At 35.5% G+C, this 23,416-nt stretch carries 18 protein-coding genes and 3 pseudogenes; 13 read left to right on the top strand and 8 right to left on the bottom strand.

Translation table 11 applies throughout. The annotated features are described in order from the left end of the window. Positions 1-103 precede the first annotated feature (103 nt). Positions 104-466: a collagen-like triple helix repeat-containing protein gene (locus EA652_RS05385; protein WP_041582623.1), complete on the top strand. Its 363-nt coding sequence runs from the start codon at positions 104-106 to the stop codon at positions 464-466. Positions 467-578: 112 nt separating this feature from the next. After that, positions 579-746 carry a hypothetical protein gene (locus tag EA652_RS06990; protein ID WP_160142671.1) on the top strand — a complete coding sequence of 56 codons (168 nt, stop codon included), beginning with the start codon at positions 579-581 and terminating at the stop codon, positions 744-746. A 640-nt stretch (positions 747-1,386) separates the two neighbouring features. Here EA652_RS06990 and glyA read toward each other — a convergent pair. The 3 genes from glyA to EA652_RS05370 all read right to left on the bottom strand — a co-directional run bounded on the left by glyA (position 1,387) and on the right by EA652_RS05370 (position 5,829). Next, positions 1,387-2,664: a serine hydroxymethyltransferase gene (gene glyA, locus EA652_RS05380; RefSeq protein ID WP_012673343.1), complete on the bottom strand. Its 1,278-nt coding sequence runs from the start codon at positions 2,662-2,664 to the stop codon at positions 1,387-1,389. Between the two features lie 40 nt (positions 2,665-2,704). Then, positions 2,705-4,543 carry an MFS transporter gene (locus EA652_RS07325; protein ID WP_049749691.1) on the bottom strand — a complete coding sequence of 613 codons (1,839 nt, stop codon included), beginning with the start codon at positions 4,541-4,543 and terminating at the stop codon, positions 2,705-2,707. 263 nt (positions 4,544-4,806) lie between these two features. Further along, complete coding sequence (locus tag EA652_RS05370) at positions 4,807-5,829, bottom strand: IS110-like element ISWen2 family transposase (RefSeq protein ID WP_007548332.1); 1,023 nt, start codon at positions 5,827-5,829, stop codon at positions 4,807-4,809. A gap of 221 nt (positions 5,830-6,050) precedes the next feature. Between EA652_RS05370 and terL the strand changes: the two are divergent. The 3 genes and pseudogenes from terL to topA all read left to right on the top strand — a co-directional run. Beyond that, positions 6,051-6,959, top strand: a pseudogene (gene terL / locus EA652_RS05365) (phage terminase large subunit); the annotation flags it as partial. A gap of 90 nt (positions 6,960-7,049) precedes the next feature. Then, a pseudogene (locus EA652_RS07670) lies at positions 7,050-7,148 on the top strand (TomO hydrophobic C-terminal domain-containing protein); the annotation flags it as partial. Positions 7,149-7,235: 87 nt separating this feature from the next. Then, complete coding sequence (topA, locus tag EA652_RS05360) at positions 7,236-9,686, top strand: type I DNA topoisomerase (RefSeq protein ID WP_006280185.1); 2,451 nt, start codon at positions 7,236-7,238, stop codon at positions 9,684-9,686. 178 nt (positions 9,687-9,864) lie between these two features. On the opposite strand, the gene trhO is transcribed toward topA, so the two are convergent. Further along, complete coding sequence (gene trhO, locus EA652_RS05355) at positions 9,865-10,692, bottom strand: oxygen-dependent tRNA uridine(34) hydroxylase TrhO (RefSeq protein ID WP_006280186.1); 828 nt, start codon at positions 10,690-10,692, stop codon at positions 9,865-9,867. Positions 10,693-10,821: 129 nt separating this feature from the next. Here trhO and EA652_RS05350 point away from each other — a divergent pair, with 129 nt between their 5' ends. Then, entirely contained in the window at positions 10,822-12,420 is a 1,599-nt protein-coding gene (locus EA652_RS05350) for an ABC transporter permease (protein ID WP_012673341.1), read from the top strand. Between the two features lie 10 nt (positions 12,421-12,430). On the opposite strand, the gene EA652_RS05345 is transcribed toward EA652_RS05350, so the two are convergent. The 4 genes and pseudogenes from EA652_RS05345 to EA652_RS07490 all read right to left on the bottom strand — a co-directional run. Continuing rightward, on the bottom strand, positions 12,431-13,189 hold the full coding sequence (locus EA652_RS05345) for an Rpn family recombination-promoting nuclease/putative transposase (protein ID WP_012673340.1): 759 nt from the start codon (positions 13,187-13,189) through the stop codon (positions 12,431-12,433). After that, complete coding sequence (gene ltrA, locus EA652_RS05340; protein ID WP_006280223.1) at positions 13,186-14,733, bottom strand: group II intron reverse transcriptase/maturase; 1,548 nt, start codon at positions 14,731-14,733, stop codon at positions 13,186-13,188. The genes EA652_RS05345 and ltrA overlap by 4 nt, the downstream gene beginning before the upstream one ends. 37 nt (positions 14,734-14,770) lie before the next feature. Next, entirely contained in the window at positions 14,771-14,914 is a 144-nt protein-coding gene (locus EA652_RS07055) for a hypothetical protein (protein WP_173862902.1), read from the bottom strand. Positions 14,915-15,368: 454 nt separating this feature from the next. Then, positions 15,369-15,614: pseudogene (locus EA652_RS07490) on the bottom strand (PD-(D/E)XK nuclease family transposase); the annotation flags it as partial. Between the two features lie 129 nt (positions 15,615-15,743). On the opposite strand from EA652_RS07490, the gene wmk (EA652_RS05325) reads away from it, so the two are divergent. The 7 genes from wmk (EA652_RS05325) (at position 15,744) to EA652_RS05295 (ending at position 23,406) form a co-directional block, all read left to right on the top strand. Further along, on the top strand, positions 15,744-16,655 hold the full coding sequence (wmk, locus tag EA652_RS05325) for a WO male-killing family protein Wmk (RefSeq protein ID WP_010962718.1): 912 nt from the start codon (positions 15,744-15,746) through the stop codon (positions 16,653-16,655). Positions 16,656-16,824: 169 nt separating this feature from the next. Beyond that, positions 16,825-17,481 (top strand): JAB domain-containing protein, encoded by a 657-nt coding sequence (locus EA652_RS05320; RefSeq protein WP_006280787.1) that lies wholly within the window; start codon positions 16,825-16,827, stop codon positions 17,479-17,481. A gap of 100 nt (positions 17,482-17,581) precedes the next feature. Continuing rightward, positions 17,582-18,715, top strand: a complete 1,134-nt coding sequence (locus tag EA652_RS05315) for a hypothetical protein (RefSeq protein WP_007549714.1) — start codon at positions 17,582-17,584, stop codon at positions 18,713-18,715. Positions 18,716-18,790: 75 nt separating this feature from the next. Then, positions 18,791-19,699 (top strand): WO male-killing family protein Wmk, encoded by a 909-nt coding sequence (gene wmk, locus EA652_RS05310; protein WP_006280075.1) that lies wholly within the window; start codon positions 18,791-18,793, stop codon positions 19,697-19,699. 25 nt (positions 19,700-19,724) lie between these two features. Beyond that, positions 19,725-20,636, top strand: coding sequence for a WO male-killing family protein Wmk (wmk, locus tag EA652_RS05305; protein ID WP_010962716.1), 912 nt, complete (start codon positions 19,725-19,727; stop codon positions 20,634-20,636). A gap of 483 nt (positions 20,637-21,119) precedes the next feature. Beyond that, positions 21,120-22,034 (top strand): DMT family transporter, encoded by a 915-nt coding sequence (locus tag EA652_RS05300; RefSeq protein WP_006280073.1) that lies wholly within the window; start codon positions 21,120-21,122, stop codon positions 22,032-22,034. A 64-nt stretch (positions 22,035-22,098) separates the two neighbouring features. Next, positions 22,099-23,406: a UDP-glucose dehydrogenase family protein gene (locus tag EA652_RS05295; protein ID WP_006280072.1), complete on the top strand. Its 1,308-nt coding sequence runs from the start codon at positions 22,099-22,101 to the stop codon at positions 23,404-23,406. The last annotated feature ends 10 nt before the right edge of the window (positions 23,407-23,416 follow it).

The following is a 23,416-nucleotide window of genomic DNA, read 5'->3' as shown; positions in this document are numbered from 1 at the left end:
ACTTTTGAGAAGGGAACTCTTTTCTTTTCTACAGATTTTATATCTAAGGAATCTTCCAGAGTTCTTCCCTTCTCCACCTAATGCTTAAGCTTAAAAACACTAGATGCTTTTTTCAAGATACAAGGTGTTCTTAGGAGGTAAAGGGCTAAAGGGAGATCAAGGAAACACCGGGCCAAAAGGAGAGAAAGGGGATACTGGTCTTAAAGGAGCAGATGGAGCTCAAGGCCCAAAAGGAGATAAAGGAGACACCGGGCTAAAAGGAGAGAAAGGGGATACTGGTCTTAAAGGAGCAGATGGAACAAGTCCATCAGCTACTGAAATAGCTGCTGAGAAAGCCTTACAAGAGCATGTAACAAAGATAAGCATAGAAAGTCCAGAATTTAAAAGAGCTGTGCAAGAGGAAATGTCACAACCGTATTTTGAGCCTCCAACAAGTGATGATGCTGCACTTAATTGGACTTGGTAATCCAGCGCTAGATCCAAGTAGTCACGCTACTTGGATAACAGGATAGGGAAACTGGGATAACATTCCGCTACGTCATTCCAGCGCGTGACCAGGTCTTTTTAGCTATCATAGGATGACAGAAGCAGACACTCCACTTTGTCATTCCAGTGCCTCCTTCTCCTGTCATCCCAGTGCCTTCTTCTTGTCATCCCAGTGCCTTCTTCTTGTCATCCCAGTGCCCAGACTACTTGGATCCAGGAAAAAGAATGGTGTCATCCAAGTAGCTGACACTGGGATCTAGCAAGCTTTGCTTGCAAATAAGTCTAATACGCGTCGCGTTTTATGCCAAAACACAATTGGAGTTACATGCAAAATAGATCCCAGTGTCAGCTACTCGGATGACAAAAAAAGGAGCACTGGGATGACGATTGTCGTTTAGCCACAAACATTAAGAAATTTACCAAATGAAAAAAAAGGCAAAAGAAGCCCTGGGGTTATTATCCGCTTTAAAATATTGGCGTTTTTTATGTTTTAAACGCTTGACAAGCGAAATTCAGCTGCTTTTAATTGCAACTAACTTACGCTGCAAATGTTTAAGAAATTTACTAAGCAGAAAAAAAGACAAAGAATCCCCGAGTTAGCTAGTCTTTTACTATCTCTGTCGAGTATTGGCATTTTTTGATGTCTTGTAACGCTTTATAAGCGCGTTCAGCTTATTTAGATAAAAATCTAGATGTAGATGAAGTTTTGTAAAGACATACAGTATCTATATACTGCAAAAAATTGAACATAAGACGCCGATACATTAAGTAATCCTTACCTTTTAATCTGCAGATTGGCGAAAGCAAATACAATAGCTTCAGTTTCATGATAAGGGGGCTGGCGGAGTTTGTCAAGGAAGTTTTTCGTTTCTACCAGCTACTTGGATGACACCACATAAATTAATAAATAGGAAAATTACTACAAATCCTTTCAACTTTAGCTTTTACTGCTTTTTCGACACTTGAGCTATTTCCGCTGATTAATCCTTGAATTACTTCATTTATTAGATCAGCTATCTCCTTAAAATTTTCTGCCTCAAGTCCGCGTGTTGTCTCAGCAGCGGTGCCAAAACGGAGCCCTGAAGTGATGGTCGGCTTTGCTGTATCAAATGGTACAGAGTTTTTATTACAGGTAATACCGGCTCTCTCAAGGCTATCTACAACGTCTTTTCCAGTTAATTTCTGCGATCTTAAGTCAACTAGCACTATATGAGAGTCAGTGCCACCGGTTATAATGTCGAGTCCATGCTTTTGCAATTCTTGAGCTAGTACTTTCGCATTTTCCACGACTTTCTTGCTATAAGTTTTAAATTCTGGCGCCAATGCTTCTTTAAATGCAACAGCTTTTGCAGCTATCACATGCATAAGTGGCCCGCCCTGCAATCCTGGAAAAACTGCAGATTGAATTTTTTTGTGTAATATTTCATCATTGGTCATCACTATTCCACCACGAGGACCACGCAAAGTTTTGTGAGTTGTGGAAGTCATAACATGTGCATATTCAGCAGGAGACGGATATTCACCTGCTGCAATAAGCCCTGCATAGTGAGCAATGTCTGCAAGCAAATAAGCACCAACTTTATCTGCAATTTCGCGAAAGCGTTTGAAGTCCATTTTTCTCGGATAAGCAGAAGCACCAGCTATGATCAATTTCGGTTTATGCTCCAGCGCCAGCTTTTCTATCTCATCCATATCCAGCAAGTAAGTGTCTTTATTCACTGTATATTGAATTGACTTAAACCATTTACCAGAAAGGCTTGGTGCCGCACCATGAGTTAGATGCCCACCGCAACTCAGTGATAATCCAAGTATTGTATCGCCTGGAGTAAGCAGTGAAGCAAATACCGCCTGGTTTGCCTGAGAACCAGAATGAGGTTGAACGTTTGCAAATTTAACACCAAACAACTTACAAAGTCTTTCTATAGCCAGACTTTCAATTTTGTCCACATGCTCACAACCACAGTAATATCTTTTACCTGGATAACCTTCTGCGTATTTATTAGTCAGAAAAGAGCCTTGTGCCTCCATTACCGCTTTGCTTGCAAAATTTTCTGATGCAATTAATTGCAATTGTGATTTTTGGCGTTGTAATTCTTTTTCTATAGACTGATAAACCTCGTTATCAAAAGACTTTAAACTATTTTTAGAGCCACAGATTTTTTTTAAAACACTCATCATAGATCAAACCTCGCTTTAATTTTAAGATGCACAAGCAATTTTAAGACTGCTTATCCTGCTTTTTTAACCATAAGAGCCCAAAAACAGCTATCAGCAAACATACAGGAATAATAGATGTTGCTTTTATCAGCAATTCAGCACTATACACAGGATTTCCTTGTATCACTGTCCTATCCCAACACAAATCTATTATTTTTGCGATCCCAGTGTGAAAAAAATAGCCAAAAACCATGACTATCATATTTGACACAGCTGTAGTTAATCCTATTAAGTTATTATTTACATAACTTAATGCTTTGTACAGTGTTACTATTTGATATCCAGAAGCGAAACCTATAACAAGAAGTGCAGGCAATACAATATACAATCCGCCAGCCTGTGTAAAAAGTAAAAGGAAACTAGCAATCATTGCAAAGGAACAGACAATAATAACTTCATAATGTCTATTTGGATATTTTTCTAATATGTGAGCAAAAGAGAGCAATCCAGCTGCAAATCCTACATATATAACAGAAGAAATTGAAGACGCTAGATCACCGGCCATTTGATATACCTCACATAAAAAAGCTTTTGTCCAAGCATCAGCGAAACCTTCTAGTGGACCTACCATTAAGCCACCAAAAAAACTAATTAGAATGATATATTTATTGAAAAGCACAGTTTTTAGATCCTTCATGCTAATTTTTTCTTTTCGAAAGTTGTAAGCATTGTAAGGAATAACTAAAAATAAAGATAAAGCGAGTAAGAAACCAAACCCTGAAAGAATATAAATTACATAATTCCAACCAAACTCATCAAGCAAAAGTTCTATTGGTAGACCACCATATATTGCCCCTTGTATCACTGTCCTATCCCAACACAAATCTATTATTTTTGCGATCCCAGTGTGAAAAAAATAGCCAAAAACCATGACTATCATATTTGACACAGCTGTAGTTAATCCTATTAAGTTATTATTTACATAACTTAATGCTTTGTACAGTGTTACTATTTGATATCCAGAAGCGAAACCTATAACAAGAAGTGCAGGCAATACAATATACAATCCGCCAGCCTGTGTAAAAAGTAAAAGGAAACTAGCAATCATTGCAAAGGAACAGACAATAATAACTTCATAATGTCTATTTGGATATTTTTCTAATATGTGAGCAAAAGAGAGCAATCCAGCTGCAAATCCTACATATATAACAGAAGAAATTGAAGACGCTAGATCACCGGCCATTTGATATACCTCACATAAAAAAGCTTTTGTCCAAGCATCAGCGAAACCTTCTAGTGGACCTACCATTAAGCCACCAAAAAAACTAATTAGAATGATATATTTATTGAAAAGCACAGTTTTTAGATCCTTCATGCTAATTTTTTCTTTTCGAAAGTTGTAAGCATTGTAAGGAATAACTAAAAATAAAGATAAAGCGAGTAAGAAACCAAACCCTGAAAGAATATAAATTACATAATTCCAACCAAACTCATCAAGCAAAAGTTCTATTGGTAGACTACCATATATTGCCCCTAATAGCCCTATAATAACAGATATGCTTGCCATTTTTGCTGATTTTTCTCGCGAAAAATACATACTGGCAACTTTAAATACTCCTATTACTGACGCAGACGAGCCAATCCCAACAATTATTCTACCTAATACTGAATAATACCACTCATCAAAGCACACAAGAGGTAATGTTCCAATAGATACCAAGACAGCACAAATAGGTAAAACAATTTTTGGACCGAATCTATCAAAACAAAGACCAACAGGGATATGAACTAGTTTAAATCCCACATAGTAGAGACCATTAAATTGCCCTAAATCTGCAATGCTTATATTAAATTTTGTTATTAATACAGGCGCAATTATGTTTGGCATGACACGTAACACATACTGGTATGCATAGAAAAGATACCGTCTTGTTAGTCAACAAAAAAGTCATAAAAATTCTCCAAATTGCATAATAAAATCAAAAAATACTTCCAACTGTGTAGCAGTATACAGATTATAGTTAGTGGATATGTTGATAAGTAAATTAGTTACATATAAAACAGCAGAAATTTACTTATCAACATATCCACTAACCAACAACATTCAATAAATTTGTGTAAGATGCCATTTTACATAAGATGAATTAGAAGCATTTTTTGATTTTAAAGTACTAAACCTTCAGTTAACCTTTTAGCCCTATAGTTCTTGATATGATCTGGATCAAAGGCCTTTTTTGAACTTAAAACACCAAAAACTATATGAAGTAACTTACGCATTGCAGCACCAACTATGGCCATAGCATGCTTGCCTTTCTCTTTTAATCTTTCGCAAGAAGCCATAATGATAGGATTATGCTTTTTAGCTGCTATAGCAGGAAAGTACATTGCTTTACGTAATGTTCGTGAACCGGTTTTACTTAATCTGGGCTTGGCATGTACGGATGAGCCTGATGTTATATTTTGTGGTATAGTTCCAGCATATGCTGCCAATTGCCTAGCATTTATAAAGGCTTTTATACCAGGAATTTCAGCTAAAATAGCTATTGCTGTTTCCTCTCCTATTCCTGGAATAGTTAATAGGAGTTGAAAATCTTCCAACAATTCTTTGTGTTGTTTTAATAGTTCGCGTATGGAGTTTTTTATTGTTTCTATTTTTTGCTCTATGTTCATTGCAAGGTCTTCCCAAGCATTTGCAACTTCTTTAGGCAGTCTCTCTTTCTTTTCTAAATGATTATTTGCTAATGTTAACTCATCCTTTAACGCATTTGAGCAACGATAAAGATGTTTTAATTTTTTCTTTTCAGGAGAAGGTGGTGTCCAACGAGAAGGTTCCTGTCTTTGACAATAATCTGCAATAATCTCTGCATCAGTCTGGTCATTCTTTTGTCGTGTAAGCTTACTTTTTGCATAAAATCTTATGCAAGCTGGGTTTACAACACTAACGAAATATCCAGCGTTGTGGAGGAACTCAGCCAAAGCTTCGCTATAACAACCAGTGGATTCCATGCAAGCTTTTACTTCTTCTACGTTATGTTTTTGTAGAAAGTTCAGTAGACCTTGAAACCCAGTATCATCATTTTTAAATTTCCTTTTCCTAGTTTCACGCTTTCCTTTTTTACTTATGAATGAGAGAGAAACATCAAAGCGTTCTTTTGAAACATCTATACCTAAAAAGTTGTTGATCATATATAACTCCATATACTACTATTAAAAATGAAAAGTAAGGCTTACCTTGTGAATACAGAATTAGAACCATTTAGGCCTTTCTACGATACCGTCCAGCCTCTACTTTTGAGAAGGGAACTCTTTTCTTTTCTACAGATTTTATATCTAAGGAATCTTCCAGAGTTCTTCCCTTCTCCACCTAATGCTTAAGCTTAAAAACACTAGATGCTTTTTTCAAGATACAAGGAGTAATCGTTCTTGTGATGCACAGGCTACATCAGGAGGACTTAACCGGACACCTTCTCTCCAAGCCAAAAAACATATGGCATCATATTTGTTTGCCAATGATTTCTGAAAATAAGCAGGTTATTTATTCAATCAAAAAGCCAATGCCTCCCGTTCCTGTCATCCGAGTAGCTCAGCACTGTGCGACCAGGCGATTATATAATAAACCAGCGTCACCTGTAAGGATATTATATTCAAGAGAAGAAGGTCAGTTGCTATATCCCCTCGATGGAGGAAAAGAAGAAGTTGAGATGATAAAAGCTGAACTTGGGAGTTATGCTTTTGCTGCGCAATATCAACAAAACCCTCTGCCGCTTTCAAGTGGTATAGTCAAACGAGAGTGGCTAAAGCGCTATAAAAATGTTCCTGATAATCTCTCGCATGTAACACAAAGTTGGGATACTGCGGTTTCAACAAGCGACATGAGCAACTTTAGTGTCTGCACCACCTGGGCAAAAATAGATAATAAATTCTATTTACTTGATGTATATCGCGCAAAGCTTGAGTATCCAAAGCTTAAAGAACAAGTTTTATCACTAGCTGCAAGATGGTCACCACACGCGATTTTGATCGAAGCCAAAACAAGTGGTCAGCAATTAGCACAAGAGCTGAAGGCAAACAGTGATTTACCCATTATCGAAATAGTGCCACATGATGGTAAGCTCACTCGATTCCACCGGATTGCTCCGATGATAGAGTCTGGCAGGATTATTTTGCCGCATCAAGCAGTATGGCTAAATGATTTTGAGTATGAAATTTTAATGTTTCCAGAAACGCGCCACGATGATCAAGTGGACAGTACCGTGCAATATTTGCAGTGGGTGAGAAACAGTACCTCTAGGGTTACGGCTGTACGGGCATTGTGATTTGAGAGCAATTTCCACAAGGGAGGATGTCATCCCAGCGCTCCTTTTTTTGTCATGCAAGTAGCTGACACTGGAATCTAGCTTCTCGTTGCTGCTGCGATCATATACTATTGTAATGAGCCTTCAAAGTCACTTAAAAATAGCAACGTCCAAGGGTTTTCTGAAAAGGTCCCACAACCAGGTTCGTAAAATTCACAAGAACCATTAAAATATTTTTTTACTTTTCATCGTATATTTCTCAACATATTATCTTTAAGTACTAAAATAATTAACAATATGGCATTATTAATAGTTGAATCACCTGCGAAAGCAAAGACAATAGGTAAATATTTGGGTAAAGAGTTCAAAGTAGCTGCATCCTTTGGACATGTGAGGGATCTTCCAGCAAAAAACGGTTCTGTCGATCCGGATAATGATTTTGCTATAAAGTATGAAACCATTGAAAAAGCAGAAAAGTATATAAAAGAGTTAGTAAAAGCCGCAAGCAAAACATCAGATATATATCTTGCAACAGACCCAGACAGAGAAGGGGAAGCAATGGCTTGGCATGTGATAGAGACATTAAAAGAAAAGAAAGCAATCAGTAATGAAAACAACATTTATAGAGTAGTCTTTAATGAGATAACAAAGAGAGCAGTTCAAGAAGCAATAAAAAATCCACGTGAAATTAATATGGATTTAGTGCGTGCACAACAAGCACGTAGAGCTTTGGATTATCTAGTTGGATTTAGTTTGTCACCACTGCTGTGGACAAAATTGTCGGGAAGCAAGTCTGCAGGGCGAGTGCAGTCTGTTGCATTAAAGATTATATGCGAACGAGAAGATGAAATTAGTAAATTTATAACACAGGAGTATTGGAGCATAAAAGCAGAAATGCAAAATAGCAAAGATGAGGCTTTTTTTGCTATGCTAAGCCACTATGACAATAAAAAGCTAGAAAAATTTGATATTAAGAATGAAGAAGAAGCAAAGAACTTAGTCAGGGAGATTGAATCAAGGCAATATGCTGTAAGCACAGTAGAACGCAAGCAAGTTAAGAGAAACCCGCTTCCTCCGTTTATTACTTCAAGTCTTCAGCAAGATGCAGTGAATAAACTGTATTTTAATGTGAAAAGTGTTATGCGCATAGCGCAAAATTTATATGAAGGTATCGATATTGGTGGTGAAACTGTAGGGTTGATAACTTACATGCGTACAGATGGGTTTCATATTGCAGATGAGGCTATAAACTCAATTAGAGGGTCAATTAAGTCATTATATGGTGATAAATATTTACCGCAGTCTCCTCGTAAATATGTAAAAAAGGTCAAAAATGCTCAAGAAGCACATGAAGCAATTCGTCCAACTGATATCAATAGAACGCCGGGTAGTATTAAGGATTACTTAACGCCAGAGCAATTTAAATTGTACGATTTAATCTGGAAAAGGACCATTGCAAGTCAAATGGAATCGGCGATTCTTGATCAAGTGGTAGTTGAAATTAGTTCTACTGATCAAAAAGTAGTTCTGCGAGCAAGTGGGTCGAGTATATTCTTTGATGGTTTTTATAGAGTCTATCAAGATAACATGGAAGCCGAAAATGAAGGCCTGCTACCTGCCATGAAGGAAGGGGAAGCATGCAAGCTGATTTCAGTTGAGCCAAAACAGCATTTCACTCAACCGCCACCACGTTACAGTGAAGCGAGTATCGTAAAAAAAATGGAAGAAATCGGTATAGGTCGACCATCAACTTATGCAACAATTATTTCGGTATTACAAGATCGTGAGTACGTTTCATTGGATAGCAAAAGGTTTATTCCAAGCAGTCGTGGTAAAATCGTTACTATATTTTTAGAAACTTTTTTTCAGCGTTGTGTAGAGTATGATTTCACAGCACAAATGGAAGAAAAGCTTGATTTAATTTCAAATGGACATGCAGATTGGAAAAAAGAATTAGGCCACTTTTGGGTGCCATTTTTTGGTCATGTAAACTCTGTCAAGCAAATGACGCATGATGAAGTTTTCAGCGGCATTCACAATTTGGTAGTCGATTGGTTTTGTTCAGAAGAAGGAAGAAAAGAGGTGAATACGAAATGCCCTGCTTGCTTAGGTGGCATATTGAAATTGAACTTTGGAAAAGCCGGGGTGTTCCTTGGATGTTCTAACTATCCTGAATGCAACCATACAAAAGAAATTACAGGTAGTAACGACAATTCAGAATATCCAAAAAGTTTAGGTGTAGATGGTATAACAAACCAAGAAGTGATGATCAAAAAGGGTCCTTTTGGACTTTATCTGGAGTTTAATAACGAGTTAAAAAAGAAAAAAACGGTTTCCATACCAAAAGATATAAATGTTAATGAGATTGATCTGAGCACCGCTACTCAGTTACTTTCCTTGCCAAAAGTAATCGGAGAACACCCTGAAACCGGAAAGGAAGTAAAAATAGGCCTTGGGCGATTTGGGTACTATATTTTCTATGATGGTAAATACTTTTCTCTTAAGAAAAGCTCCAAAGAGGTGCTGAATACAGAATTGAGCGAAGCTGTACAAATTATTGCAAACAGTCCACGCAAAGAGTTAAAATCTCTCGGGGTTAATGAAAAGGGAAAAGAAGTTTTTATCTGCAATGGTAGGTATGGATTCTATATAAAATGTGGTAAAACAAACGTTGCTTTGGGCAAGAGTGCAGATATTGAGAGCATAGATCTGGAGAAGGCTTTAGAGTTGATTAAGGGCAAGAAATAGACTTCTTGCATAACCATTATCTACGTTAAAAATCAGCTTTTTTGTCATTCCAGCGTGTGACGCTGGAATCTAGAAAAAAAGAACCTGGATGCCAGTGTCTGGGCACTGGCATGACACCCTTTCTGGTAGAGGTTGCTCTCAAATCACAACGTGCATACAACTGCAGCAGTATGATGTTTTATTTATTATAGCTATAACACTGAAGTTTACAATCAGAACAAACCACTTGGCCACGTGGAACTGATTTCAGTTTATCAGTTGAAACTTGATTTGAGCAGAATATGCATTTTATTGTGTTGCTTGGAGTAAGTGAGTTATCAACAGCAATTCTATCATCAAAAACAAAACATTCTCCTTTCCAATTACCATTTTTATTATAAGTTTTTTCAAGGTAAGAAAGAATGCCGCCTTTAAGATGGTAAACATCACTAAATCCAAGGCTTTTCATATATGCTGTAGATTTTTCGCATCTAATCCCACCAGTGCAGTACATAGCCACTTTCAGGTCTTTACTCTCAGAAAATGACTCTGTCCACTGAGGAAACTCACGGAAACATTGTGTGTGTGGATTAATTGCATTCTTAAACTTGCCTAATTTCACTTCATACTCGTTTCGTGTATCTATTACTAAAACGTCAGGTTGAGAAGTAAAATCATCCCAATGCTCTGGATCAACATATTTACCCTTAAGGGAAATATCAAGATTGCTTACACCAAGATTCACAATCTCTCTTTTTAATTTTACCTTCATCTTGCTAAATGGTTGATATTTTGCTGCACTCTCTTTCCATGTAAGGTCCCTTAGCCTATAATCAGAACGTAGAAAATCGAATATTTTATCAATTGCGTTTCTTTCACCAGATATTGTTGCATTAACACCCTCTTCTGCAAGGAGTATAGTGCCCTTTAACTCAACGTTGTTGCATGCAGCTTTTATTTCGTCTTTCATGTCATAATAATTAGAGAGTTCTACAAAGTGATAGAAAGTTGCAATGACGAAGCTCATGATTATTCACTTATCAACTAAAAACATGATATACAAAATTATAAAGATATTCAATAGTACGGCTGTTAATTACTGGATATCTTCAGTTTTTACATATAACATTTTAATATAAAATATAGATTCAAATTAATGTTTTTAAGAGTATTTAAAAATATATTCTTATTTTTAGTAAGTATATTATTCGTCTGTCCTATACTATCGTTAATATCAATCTTATTTACAGATTCAGCGAATTCCGAATGGGTAATCAGTACACTTTTTCCTGAATATATACTGAGTACGTTAATTTTGATGGTAGGAGTAGGGGGAATATCTTTCATATTTGGAGTAATTCCAGCTTGGCTCACCACATTTTTTTCATTTCCTGGAAGTAAAATTTTTGAGATTGCTTTGTTCTTTCCGATATCGATTCCTGGATATATAGTAGCGTTCGTCTATGTAAATACGCTAGAGTTTTCAGGTCCGGTGCAGAGCTTATTAAGAGACATTTTAGATTGGAGCAAAGGTGACTATTGGTTTCCTGAAATAAAATCCCTAGGTGGTGGAATATTAGTAATGGGATTCAGCCTATATCCATACGTTTATATGTTAGTCCGCTCAAGTCTAAAGAATGTTAGTAACTCAGTCACTATTGCGTCAACACTTGGGTTCTCCTCATTGAAGAGCCTGTTTTCTGTCATCATACCCTCCATACGCCCATCAATTATAGCTGGGTTGTCTTTGGTACTAATGGAAGTAATTACAGATTTCGGCACACCACAGTTTCTTGCTATCGATACTTTTACGACAGGAATATATCGCACCTGGTTTTTACTGCATGACAAATATTCAACTACTGTTTTAGCAGTTGCAGAATTAATTTTCGTTGTGATACTAATAGCTATCGAAAAAAAACTACAAAAAAAAGGAATATCTTACTCTTCAATCAATACCAATTCAGATTATCACAATAAACGGAGTATAAGTGGCGCTATACCGTTGATCTTTGCTTATCTTATGTGTGTATTGCCGATATTAATAGGTTTTATTTTGCCAATGATTCCGCTCATATATTGGAGCATAGAGAAGGGGTTGTTCATATACGAAGCAAGATTCTATAACATAATAGCAAATAGCATTAGTTTATCAGTTATTACCGCACTAATCTCAATTAGCATTGCAATAATGATTGGATATACGGCGCGTAAAAATAAGGTAATCAATAATGTAGCACGTCTCATTTCTTTAGGCTACGCAATTCCAAATGCAATTATCGCAATTAGCATAATAATATTTTTAAGCAGAATATCCTCTTTCATTACTCAATATATTGTGGAAATTAGCTTGGTAGGAACTATTGGCGCATTAGTTTACTCATATTTATTTCGTTTTTTTGCTATATCTTTCAAGGCGGTAGAGTCAGGGCTCAAAAAAACACCAAATGAAATTGAGTGGACTGCATATACTATGGGTCATGGACCTATTTCCACATGTTTGAATGTTCATATCCCTCTCATCAAGAAGAGTATATTATCGGGATTTTTGCTCGTATTTATGGATACTATCAAAGAGCTCACAGCAACACTTATTATAAGACCATTTAATTTTGAAACTATATCAACTAGAATATATGAACTTGTAAGCGATGAGCGCTATAGAGAAGCTGCCCCATTTTCGTTAATAATAGTTATAATAGGCTTAATCTCTACAATAACCTTATTTACACTTGATGATAAGGATAAAAAATAAACGTAACCGTTCACAGATTTCCACTTAATTCTTCAATCTCACTAATAGAAAGGCCAGTAAACTTGACAATAGTGTTGACATCAACATTATTAGCCAGCATTGCTTTTGCGACTTCAATTTTCCCTTCCTCTTTACCAATTTTTTTGCCTTTTTCAGTAGCAAGATCAAGTCTGTATTCAAGAATGGCTTCTTCTTTCCGTAGATCCATTATCCTTTCTTCGTAAGCTACTAAATCTTTTTCGTTCCAACGAAACTTGTCTAATTCATCATATGCTAGCTTTATTATTGGCGCTTTTTCTGCTATCTCTTTTAAGTCCTCTTCTGTTGTTTCTTCTGCGTATTTAAAAAAGAAACACCACCTTTCTACTATACTTTCTAACTGCTCTACTTTATTTTTTGCGAATTTAGGCAACTCAATAAAGACAAACTGAAAATCTTTTAAGTAATGGCCGTTAGTTTTTATATCACGTATATTGTGAGTAGAAATATAATCAACTTCTTCAGGAAGTAAGTTACAATTTGATATAGCAATAAAGAAGACTTTCTTTAAATCAATGTAGTTGCCAGATTTATCTAATTGTCTTGAGTAGGCTTTAGCAGCATAGAGTTGTGCGCGCTTTTCAAAGCCCTTGTCTCTAGCGAGCTGGTTAGGTAAGGAAGTAGTATTGCTACTACTCCCTCCCTTAGAAACGCAGCATGCAGGTTTCCCCACACTACGCTTGAGCCCCTTATCTAAGTCCTTCTTTTCTCGAACCGGCTTGTCCTTCATGATTCCTCAGAAAACATCATTCTTAATGGTGACACCAACAGTAGAGAACCTTCTCTTGAGAAAGAGCTTGCTAACATTTTTGTTTGTTTCACTCTTTCATCAAAATACTTTTTCCATTTTAAGTCAAGTGGATTTGCATCCGCCCTGATTTTAACATGTCGTCTGATAGGTATATCAATCAACCTAAGCAGTCTTAAATACCTTATCTCTTTCGGTTTGTTCTTGCATATGGGTGCAGCAAAGACCCATTGGCGTTGTTTCATTACCTTGAAGTAACGATTCTTTATCCAACGTAATCCTTTACGAGGATGTCTTTTCTTTGCCCATTTCCATAGAGCACACATAATTTCATGGTCTATTTTGTTAAAAGCTCTTTTCGCACACACATGGCTGTAGTAATTTCCCCATCCCCTTAATAGGGAATTGAGCAACTTGATTAGTACGGCCTGAGTGTTCGCTATGTTTGCCTTTATCAATGTACGTGCTTTATTAAGAAGTTTCTTAATACTTTCTTTTGAAGGTTTTATAATTAACTTCTTATTATACCTGCGTACATTACAACCAAGAAAGTCAAACCCTGTTGTAATAGATGTAATTTTTGTTTTCTCTTCGGAAAGGATAAGACCTCTCTCCTGAAGAAAGGACGATACTAGAGGTTTTACTTCATTTTCCAGTACTTCACGTGTGATTCCTGAAATGATAAAGTCATCTGCGTACCTGATTACATTTACTCCACTTCTGATTTTGCTTCTTCTTTTACTGCCAAGTTTACCAAATTGACTTTCCAATGATTTTTCAAGTCCATTTAGGGCTAGATTTGCTAGTATTGGAGAGATGATACTACCTTGTGGGGTACCTGCAGTTGTGGAATACAGAGTTTTTGATTCTAGGAAGCCAGCTTTTAACCAGCTATGAAGAATTTTCTTCTCCATAGGAATATGCTTCATGAGCCATTCATGGTTAATGTTATCAAAACACCCTTTAATATCACCTTCGAGTATCCATTGTAGTTGGTTACGGCTTGCCAGTAACAAGTGACAAGCCACAGTAGCGTCTGCGCAGGATCTTTTTGGTCTAAAACCATAAGAGTGACGATCACTGATCGTTTCAGCTATCGGTTCCAAAGCAAACAAGTATAATGCTTGCATGGCTCTATCTTTTATCGTAGGGATTCCAAGAGGTCTTCTTTTGCCATTAGACTTACTGATGTATATCCGTTTTAGCGGAGAAGGTTTGTATCCTCTTTGTTTTAATAGCTTTATTCCTTGAAATTTTGTGTTGCAAGTTGACCATATTTGACGATCTACACCTGCTGTGTTTTTTCCTTGGTTTTCAGTTACTCTCTTAACCGCCAAAGCTTTGCCGCTAAAAGAGCGTGTGAGAAGGTGTTGTAAAGTTTTCACCTTACCCCATCTGCCTTGTTGGACAGCCTTAACAATACGCCTCTGTAGCCTCATAACAACTTTTTGGCATTTCTTCCAGGGTAACTGGTTCCATGCTTCGGAGTTATTGGTAGGTGCACTTACAGTTGTACTTGTAATCATCTGCTTTCCTACCTTAAGTGGTTAACAAAGTTTCTTGTCATGAGGGACCAAATGGAAGTCTGCTCGTTTTCACGCGAATTAATGTTACAAATTCTATCCATTTCGTTACAAAATGGCATTCGCTTTCTCCATTATCCTTTACCTGCACATCCATCAGCATTCCTTGCGGGTTGCCTGCCATATAGGCGAAAATACAGGCTTATCCTGTTCCTTTTGTCATACAATAGTGGGTTAGGTGGCTTCTCTATACCGGTGGAATTATTATTTGCGTACATCCAGAAATGAAAAATGTAACTCATCCACATTACCTTTTGGTCGGAGCTTATCAGCATCTTTAGCTCTTTAATCGTTACGATACTTATGAAGCTTCACTTACGTTCACCATACCACTAAGCCTAGCCCTCCAACCACATGATGCTTGTAGTTTATGCTTTCTCTCACGATTGAGCATCTTCTTTATCAAGAGGAGGTTCATTGTCCGCGTCGCTCGGCACCAACTGGTTACCCAATTCGCACTGATGCGTAGACTCAGATGGCAAAACATCTGGTTCAATAAGCTTTAGAATCCTTTCAGTTTCTTTCTGAATGAATTCCTCTCCTTTTAAACAATATGACCGAAGGCTTTCAGGTCGCACCATTTCGACTATCACTTGCAGCCCATTTTTATCTCTACAAAGAACATCAACAATGCTTTGTTTTTTAGAAGCAATATCAGGATCTTGAATAGTACTTAAAAACTCTATATCCTGTATTGCATTTGTTCCAGCAAAGCCGAGAATATCATTAAGAAAGTGAATAAGGATATCTTTATTTTTTTCAGTACCAAAGATGCGCTTGAACGATATATCATTCTTGGGATCGAGAAACTTCGAAAGAGCCATAGGAAATCCACTTAAAAAGCATTAATAATTATACACAATTGTGAAGAAATATTCAACTAAAATTCAAACATAGAAAGAAGCATCCCTTTTGTATATCTTTATTTGGTAGTATTAACCTGTATAATATTTATGGCAAATATCTCGATAAGGTACAAAATAGCACAAAAAGTAAGGAGCTGGAGGTTAAAGCGAGGTTATACTCAAAAAGATTTAGCGGGAAAAATTGGCGTAACGTATCAAGTAGTACTACAATATGAAAAAGGAACACGTAAAATTTCGATTGAGAAATTGTATGCTATAGCAGAAGTGTTATCGGTTGGCATCATAGATCTTATTCCTGTATCAAGTGAAAAAATTTGCCTTAAAAACGAAGAAGAGGAAATATTAAATCTAGTAAGAAAATATAAAACGATTAATGATCAAGAGTTGCGCAAGGTGTTTTACTTGCTAACAAAATTTACCCGAGTTGGTGAGAAAAGTAGTAAAAAAGCAGAGAAGGTAAAAATTGCAAAGGGTATGGTTAAAGCAGGAATTTCTGTTGATATTGTTTCACAAGCAATTGGCCTCTCTGCTAATGAGTGTGTTGAAGAAAAAACAGGTTCTATCTACTACCAAATAGGAAAAAAGATAAAAGAATGGAGGCTAGTGAGAGAGTATACTCAAAAGGATTTGGCTGAGAAAATGGATACAACACGTGATGAAATAAGCAACTATGAGCAAGGACGTGTGGCCATTCCACTGGAAAAATTATATGCAATAGCAGAAACATTATCAATTAGCATTACAGATCTGCTCATAGAGGAAGATGAGATAGTAGAAAGTGAGCTACCTGATTTAATAAAAGAATACAAAAAAATTGAGAGTCAAGAATTACGCTATGCGCTAATAAAATCTCTGTTTGAAAGCATACAAATTTGCGAAGAAAAAGTGAAAAGAGCAGAAAAGATGAAAATTGCAAAGGATTTAGTGAAAGGAGGAATTTCTACCGATATTATTTTGCAAATAACAGGCCTCTCTTTAGGCGAAATTCAACAGATTTAAAATAAAAAATCAGTATATATTAATATCTTTACTCTTAGATGAAAAAATAAGTAAAAAAGATTGAGAAATTGATTTGACTTCACTCGAAAGCTATGGCTTTATGCCAATGCTGATAAAAAACAGCAGTAAATATCTAAAAAAAGTTTGTTGTTAGTGAAAGGTAAATTATATGAATAAAAGTAAAGAAGAAATCGAATTCAGAATATTAGAAAGCAAAGGCAAAGCACTACTTGATCGTGAAATAATGGAAACGTTTCTAAGTGCAGTACATGAAAGCCCACAGGCTCAAGAAATTGCTAAAAATTTGGTGAATACTTATACAGGAGTAGGAAGGATTTTAGGTAGAGAAATGGATGACCTGAAAGTTATAGAAGGAGTAACTGATTCTGCAGTAGCAATGATTATGTGTGTTAAGGAAACACTAGAAAGGGTACTGAAAGAAAAGCTTAAGAGTGAGCCAATCATGGACTTACAAGGGATAGTAGAGTACTTAAACGTAAGTATAGGCCACTCAGAAAGGGAATGTGTAAAAATACTGTACTTGAATAAAAGGCGTCAACTAATTGGAGAAGAATCCTATATTGGTGAAATGGAAAAAGCACCAGTATACATAAAGGAAATTACAAGAAAGGCATTAATGAAAAATGCAACATCAATAATAATGTCACATAACCATCCTGGAGGGAGCTTAGAGCCATCAGAAGAAGATCAAGCAGTAACGAAGAGCTTAGCAGCAGCATGTAGTACTGTAAGCGTAAAATTGTTTGACCATATTATCATCACAAGTGGAGGCTATTTCAGCTTTCGAGAAAATGGATTGTTATAGTAGAAAGTATTTGCAAATCTACTCATTATAATTTATAATGAGTAGTAAGATGTATAAAGTTTATTGTACGCTTAAAAAGTATTTTTAATATGAGGTTTATATGACTAGTAAAGATCGGAATAAAAAGACTAATGTTAATCACAAGAAAATATTTGGTGCTCTTGAAGGCGTTGATATAAAGCAGTCTAAATTTGTGAGTAAAATTAATAACCAGAAGGAGATAAACCGGGAGGCCTCCCCTAGCAGAAACATTCGCGAAAACAAAATCAACTACGGGAAAAGCCTTGACTATGTTTATGGCACAAAACCTTTAAATGATCAAGCAGAAGATTTAAATCCATTTGCTTCAAATTTGCAAAAAATAAAACCAAGTGCAAGCGAAAGTGAAAAGTTGAGCTGGTTTAAGAGTGCTGTAGTAGAGACAAAAAACGTAAATGCATTGCATAAAGTTATAGAGCAAGTATTAGCCTCTGGAGCAAGAGTAAATGCATGTAATGATGGGGAGTGGAGCTTCGCAGAATACATGATATTGGGCACACACTTTCACAGATTAGAAAAAAGTGATCGAAAAAAGATAATGCGTAAGCTAATGCTAAGTGGTGCAGAGTTTCATGATACTCTACTACAGAATAAACTGATAGGTGAAATCTATAATGAGCTACAACCAGAAGTTCAGCCACAGATAGATGAGAGACTAGAAGAACTAGAGAAAGCTGGCGAAAGTGCTGTGCAAGAAGGAGAATTAATAGATGTTGAGATAGATAATACAACATCGTACATAGAGTTTTCTGGGAATAGCAAGGTAGAGGTAGCCAAAATACTGAGAGAGTTAGGGAGTAACATTTTAAAAATGGGTAATAATGCAGTTGAGATCAGAAGGGAGGAAGGAGGTGCAAGAAATTACGTTGATGTATCAGATGGTAGCTCCGTTGTGTTAGAATTTCCTACAAGCCTTGGTAAGCTAAATATTGTATTGTACCAGGACGTAAAAAACTGCAGTCAGGTACAAGTAAAAGTAGCGGATAAGGAAATGTGGGCTGAATTACAAAAAAGAGGAGAAGAAATTGGAAAAAATTGCCTTTTTGGGGGAGTGAAACTTAAGAAAGTGGTAGAAAGAGGTAATTTCACTAGGTGCGGCATATGGAGTGAAAAGCAGAAGGAAGTAAGTGAAAAATTGTTTTCATGGGCAGACAAAGTACGTGAAAATAGTAAAGAAACTTGTAGGGCACTTTAATTCATCAATTTAAAGGTTCCAGAGTCTGGCTATTATATCTGGAGCCTTTGAGCTATAGTATAAAATATTATATGTATGGTTCTTTTTGTGGAAAAAAGTCTAGATTATAAAGTGGGAGAAAAATTAAAAAGTTGGAGGTTAGAGAGAGGGTATACTCAGAAAGATTTAGCAGAGAAACTTGGTGTAAAGTACTGGGTAATACTTCAATATGAAAAAGGGAATCGTAGAATTTCAATTGAAAGGTTATATGCTATAACTGAGGCACTATCAATCAGTATTACGGATCTAATTCCTATATCAAAAAGCTGTCTTGAAGATGAGGGAGAAGAAATCTTAAATCTAGTAAGAGAATATAAAAAGATTAATGACCAGGAGTTACGTAAGATGTTTTGTTTACTAACCAATTTTGTCCAAGTTAGTGAAAAAAGTAGTAAAAAAGCAGAGAAAATAAAGATTGCAAAAGGTTTGGTTAAAGCAGGAGTTTCTGTTGATATTGTTGCAAAAACAATTGGCCTCTCTGCTGATGAATGCGTTGAAGAAAAAGGAGGTTCTATTTACTGCCAAATAGGAAAGAAGATAAAAGAATGGAGGCTAGTGAGAGAGTATACTCAAAAAGATTTAGTAGAAAAAATGAGTACAACACGTGACGAAATAAGCAACTATGAGCAAGGAAGGACTGCTGTTCCACTTGATAAATTATATGAAATGGCAGAAGCATTATCGATTAATATTACGGATCTACTAATAGAGGAAGGGAGTAAAGTGAAAAATGAGCTACCTGATTTGATTAAAGAATACAAAGAAATTGAGAGCCAAGAACTACGGCATGCACTAATAAAGTCTTTGTTTGAAGGGATACGGATTTGTGAGGAGAAAGTGAGAGAGATAGAAAGGATTAAAGTTGCAAAGGATTTAGTAAAAGGGGGAATTTCTATTGATATTATTTTGCAAATAATCGGTTTATCCGTTGATCAAATTGCATGAAAATTTATTTCTAAGTAAGGTATATATGTTTGTTTCTGTAAGCGATATTAGTTCTATAAGCTACAAAATAGGACAAAAAATAGAAGATAGCAGGTTAATGCGAGGGCATACTCAAGTAGAATTGGCAAGTGAAATAGGTTTAACATACCAAGAAGTAAACAGCTATGAAAATGGGTATATTCCTATTCCAATTGAAGTACTATATGTAATAGCAAGAGTATTGTCAGTTAATGCTATAGATTTATTACCCGAACCAGTAATAGTAAGGGAAGACAGCTATGAAGACGAGGAAATACTCTATCTAACGAAAATATATGAGAATCAAAAGTTAGGCAAAATAGTACCTTCATTAGTCAGGTTTGTTCATATTAGCGAAAAAATTAATCAAGAAGAGGCAAGGTTGGAAATAGCAAAAAATCTAGTGAAAGAAGGAGTTTCAGTTGACATAATTTCCCAGGCAACCGGCTTATCTATTTACGAGTATGATAATACAGAGAGAGAAATCTGCACTGATTCTATATATTACAGAATAGGGCAAAGAATAAGAGAATGGAGGTTAATAAGAAGGTATACTCAAAAAGATTTAGCGGATAAAGTTGGCGTAACACTCAAGGAAATACATGAATATGAAAGAGGTTATACTACCATACTATTTGATAAATTATATGAAATAGCAGGAGCATTATCAGTAAATATTAAAGTCTTGCTACCTGAAACGAGAGAAAGTAAAAAGCTATTGAGTTTAATAAACGAGTACAGAGAACCGGAATCATTAGATGCGTTAGTCAAATCTCTATCTGAAGATATGAAAAGCGGCAAGGAAAAAGTTAAAAAAGCAGAGAAAATCAGGGTTGCGAAAAATCTAGCAAAGGCAGGTGTTGCAATTGATATTATTGTGCGAGCAAGTGGCCTAACTGCTGATGAGTGTGAAAATTGAATTGTGTTAAAGACGGTACTGAGAAACATTATATTAAGATATAAGTAAAGATGGTTACGTATTTAATACATCTATTCTGAAAATTTGTTTAGCTGACTCAACTGAAGCATTTTCGTAAAGTTTTGCTGCTAATTTGCTTGTTTGATAACTTTCTTTAACGTCTTCACAGCTAACACTGAAAACACATATTGCTAATGCTAGCAGAGAAGCTAGTTGGTAAAATTGCCACAGCCGTCAGTACTCCCGATTACTTTTCCTGATAATGTGATAGTATTCGCAAGTATTATCATATATTACAAAAAAATCAGTTAGCATTTCTGTTTATTAAAATTATACAATAAAGCTGCACTTTATATAATACTTCTCAAATCATTTCTACTAAATATTTATGAATATGGTTAAACAGTAGATAGAGGAAAACTTGTCTAGTATTGATCTTTTTTATAGTAAAGTTATCTCATAAAATATTAAATTGGGAGTTTTATGGATCACAGATTAAGAGCTTATTTGCTTGGAGTTACCTGGTTTATACTCAGTTTACTTAGTAGTGTAGCTAATGATACTATATCAAAATATCTAAGTTTACATCTCCAAAGTTTTGAAGTAATCTTTTTCCGCTTTTTATTTAGCACTATTACCCTTGTACCTTTTATGCTTTACTATGGAAGAGAAGCTTTTAAAACAAGTCAAATATCTATTCAGATAACTAGAGGAGTATTGTTATTTGTTGGAATAACCTTGTGGACCTATGGGTTAGCTATTTTTCCCATAGTAACTGCAACAATTATAAGTTTTTCTATACCATTATTTGTTATACTTCTTGCAATCCCTTTACTAAATGAAAATATAATTTGGCAAAGATGGTCAGTAACTGTTATTGGCTTTGTTGGTATTGCTATTACTACCAAAGCTTATAGTGAAGACTTTAATCCTAAAATTCTTATTTTTATTGTATCTACATTAATCTTTGCTATATTAGACATACTTAATAAGAAACTCGCAATAAAAGAGTCCGTAATAAGTATGTTATTTTATTCAGCTCTAACAACAACTATTTTTTCCACTGTGCCTTTGCTGTTTTATTGGCATTTGCCTTCCTTGTTAGAATTAGTATTACTACTGATTTTGGGAATTAATTCAAATCTAATTCTGTTCTTCACATTAAAAGCTTTTACTCTTGCAGATGCTACTGCACTTGCACCATATAGATACATAGAGCTAATAATTTCTGCAATAGTAACATATGTTATGTTTAATGAGTTGCCTGATAAAAGTGCTTTGTATGGTATTTTAATATTAATACCATCGACTTTGTTTATAGTTTATTCAGAAAGTAAAGTAATTAAGAAAAATAATGTATGCAACGCTAGAGTAAAAATTTATGACTCTAATTGTTAATGATGTTCTTTTTAAATGTTTAAGCAGTTGAGCTACATTAGGATATTTTTAAGGTGATGACAAGATGTATATAACCATTATAGGAATAGGGTATGTAGGTTTAGTATCTTGTGCAATGTTATCAGAGCAGGGTCATAACGTTGATTGCATTGACATAAATACTAAGAAGATTGAGTTATTGAAATTAGGAAAAATTCCTATATATGAGCCTGGATTAGCAGACTATTTAGAGAATAATATAAAGTTACAAAGGATAAGATTCTTCGATTCGTATTCTCAAATAAATCCCAACACAGAAGTAGTGTTTGTAACTGTAGATACTCCATCAGACTCCCTAGGAAATGCAAATTTACAGAATGTATATAATGCAGTAAGTGAAGTTTCTGAGAGAGTTAATCAAGATTGCTTAATAGTGATAAAGTCAACTGTTCCTCCTGGTACTGCAGAAAATATATATAATTATTTATCTAATAAGGGCTATAACTTTGATTTGGGGGTTAATCCAGAGTTTCTCAAGCAAGGCTCTGCAGTATCAGATTTTTTATACCCAGATAGGATAATAATAGGAGTAAAAACTAAGCTAGCTAGAGCAAAACTAGAAGTTATATATAGATCATTTATAGATAAGAATATTCCGTTAATAGTCACTGATACAGTTACTGCTGAAATGATTAAATATGCTTCTAATGCTTTTCTAGCAACAAAGGTTGCTTTTATCAATGAGATGGCAGGTTTATGTGAGCTATTAGGAGCAGACATTGACCTTTTAGCTAACAGTATGGGAATGGACCATAGAATAGGTAAGGAATTTCTCAAAGCTGGTCCAGGATTTGGAGGATCATGTTTTCCTAAAGATTTGTCAGCTTTAATAAGGCTTGCTGAAGATCACAATGTCAAGCTACAAATTTTAAATTCAGTTAAGGAATCTAACTATAATCATATAACAAACATTGCTAAAAAGGTAGAATATGTATTAAATGGAGTCCAAAATAAAAAAATAGCAATATGGGGGCTAACTTTTAAGTCTGGTACTGATGATGTAAGAAATAGCCCAGCTATAGATATTGCACAATTGTTAGTGAATAACAAGGCTAAAATTACTGCATATGACCCAATGGGGATGGATAATGCTAGGCAAGTTCTAAAGGATATAGAATACGCGGACAATGCTATAGGGGCTGCAAGGGACGCGGAAGCCTTGTTATTGTTAACGGAGTGGAAAGAATTTAAAAATCAAGATTTTGCAAGTTTAAAGAGTATTATGGCTGCACCTAATGTTTTTGATTTCCGTAATTTATTAGATAGCGAGCTATTACTAAGATATGGTTACCATGTTTATTCCTTGGGTAAAAAATCTATCTACAAAGTTTAACTGTTGAGAA

Origin of the sequence: Wolbachia endosymbiont of Drosophila ananassae (assembly GCF_008033215.1) — a bacterium.
Lineage (GTDB): Bacteria > Pseudomonadota > Alphaproteobacteria > Rickettsiales > Anaplasmataceae > Wolbachia > Wolbachia pipientis.
The sequence above is the reverse complement of the archived record's forward strand: the minus strand, read 5'-3'. Positions and strand labels throughout refer to the sequence as shown.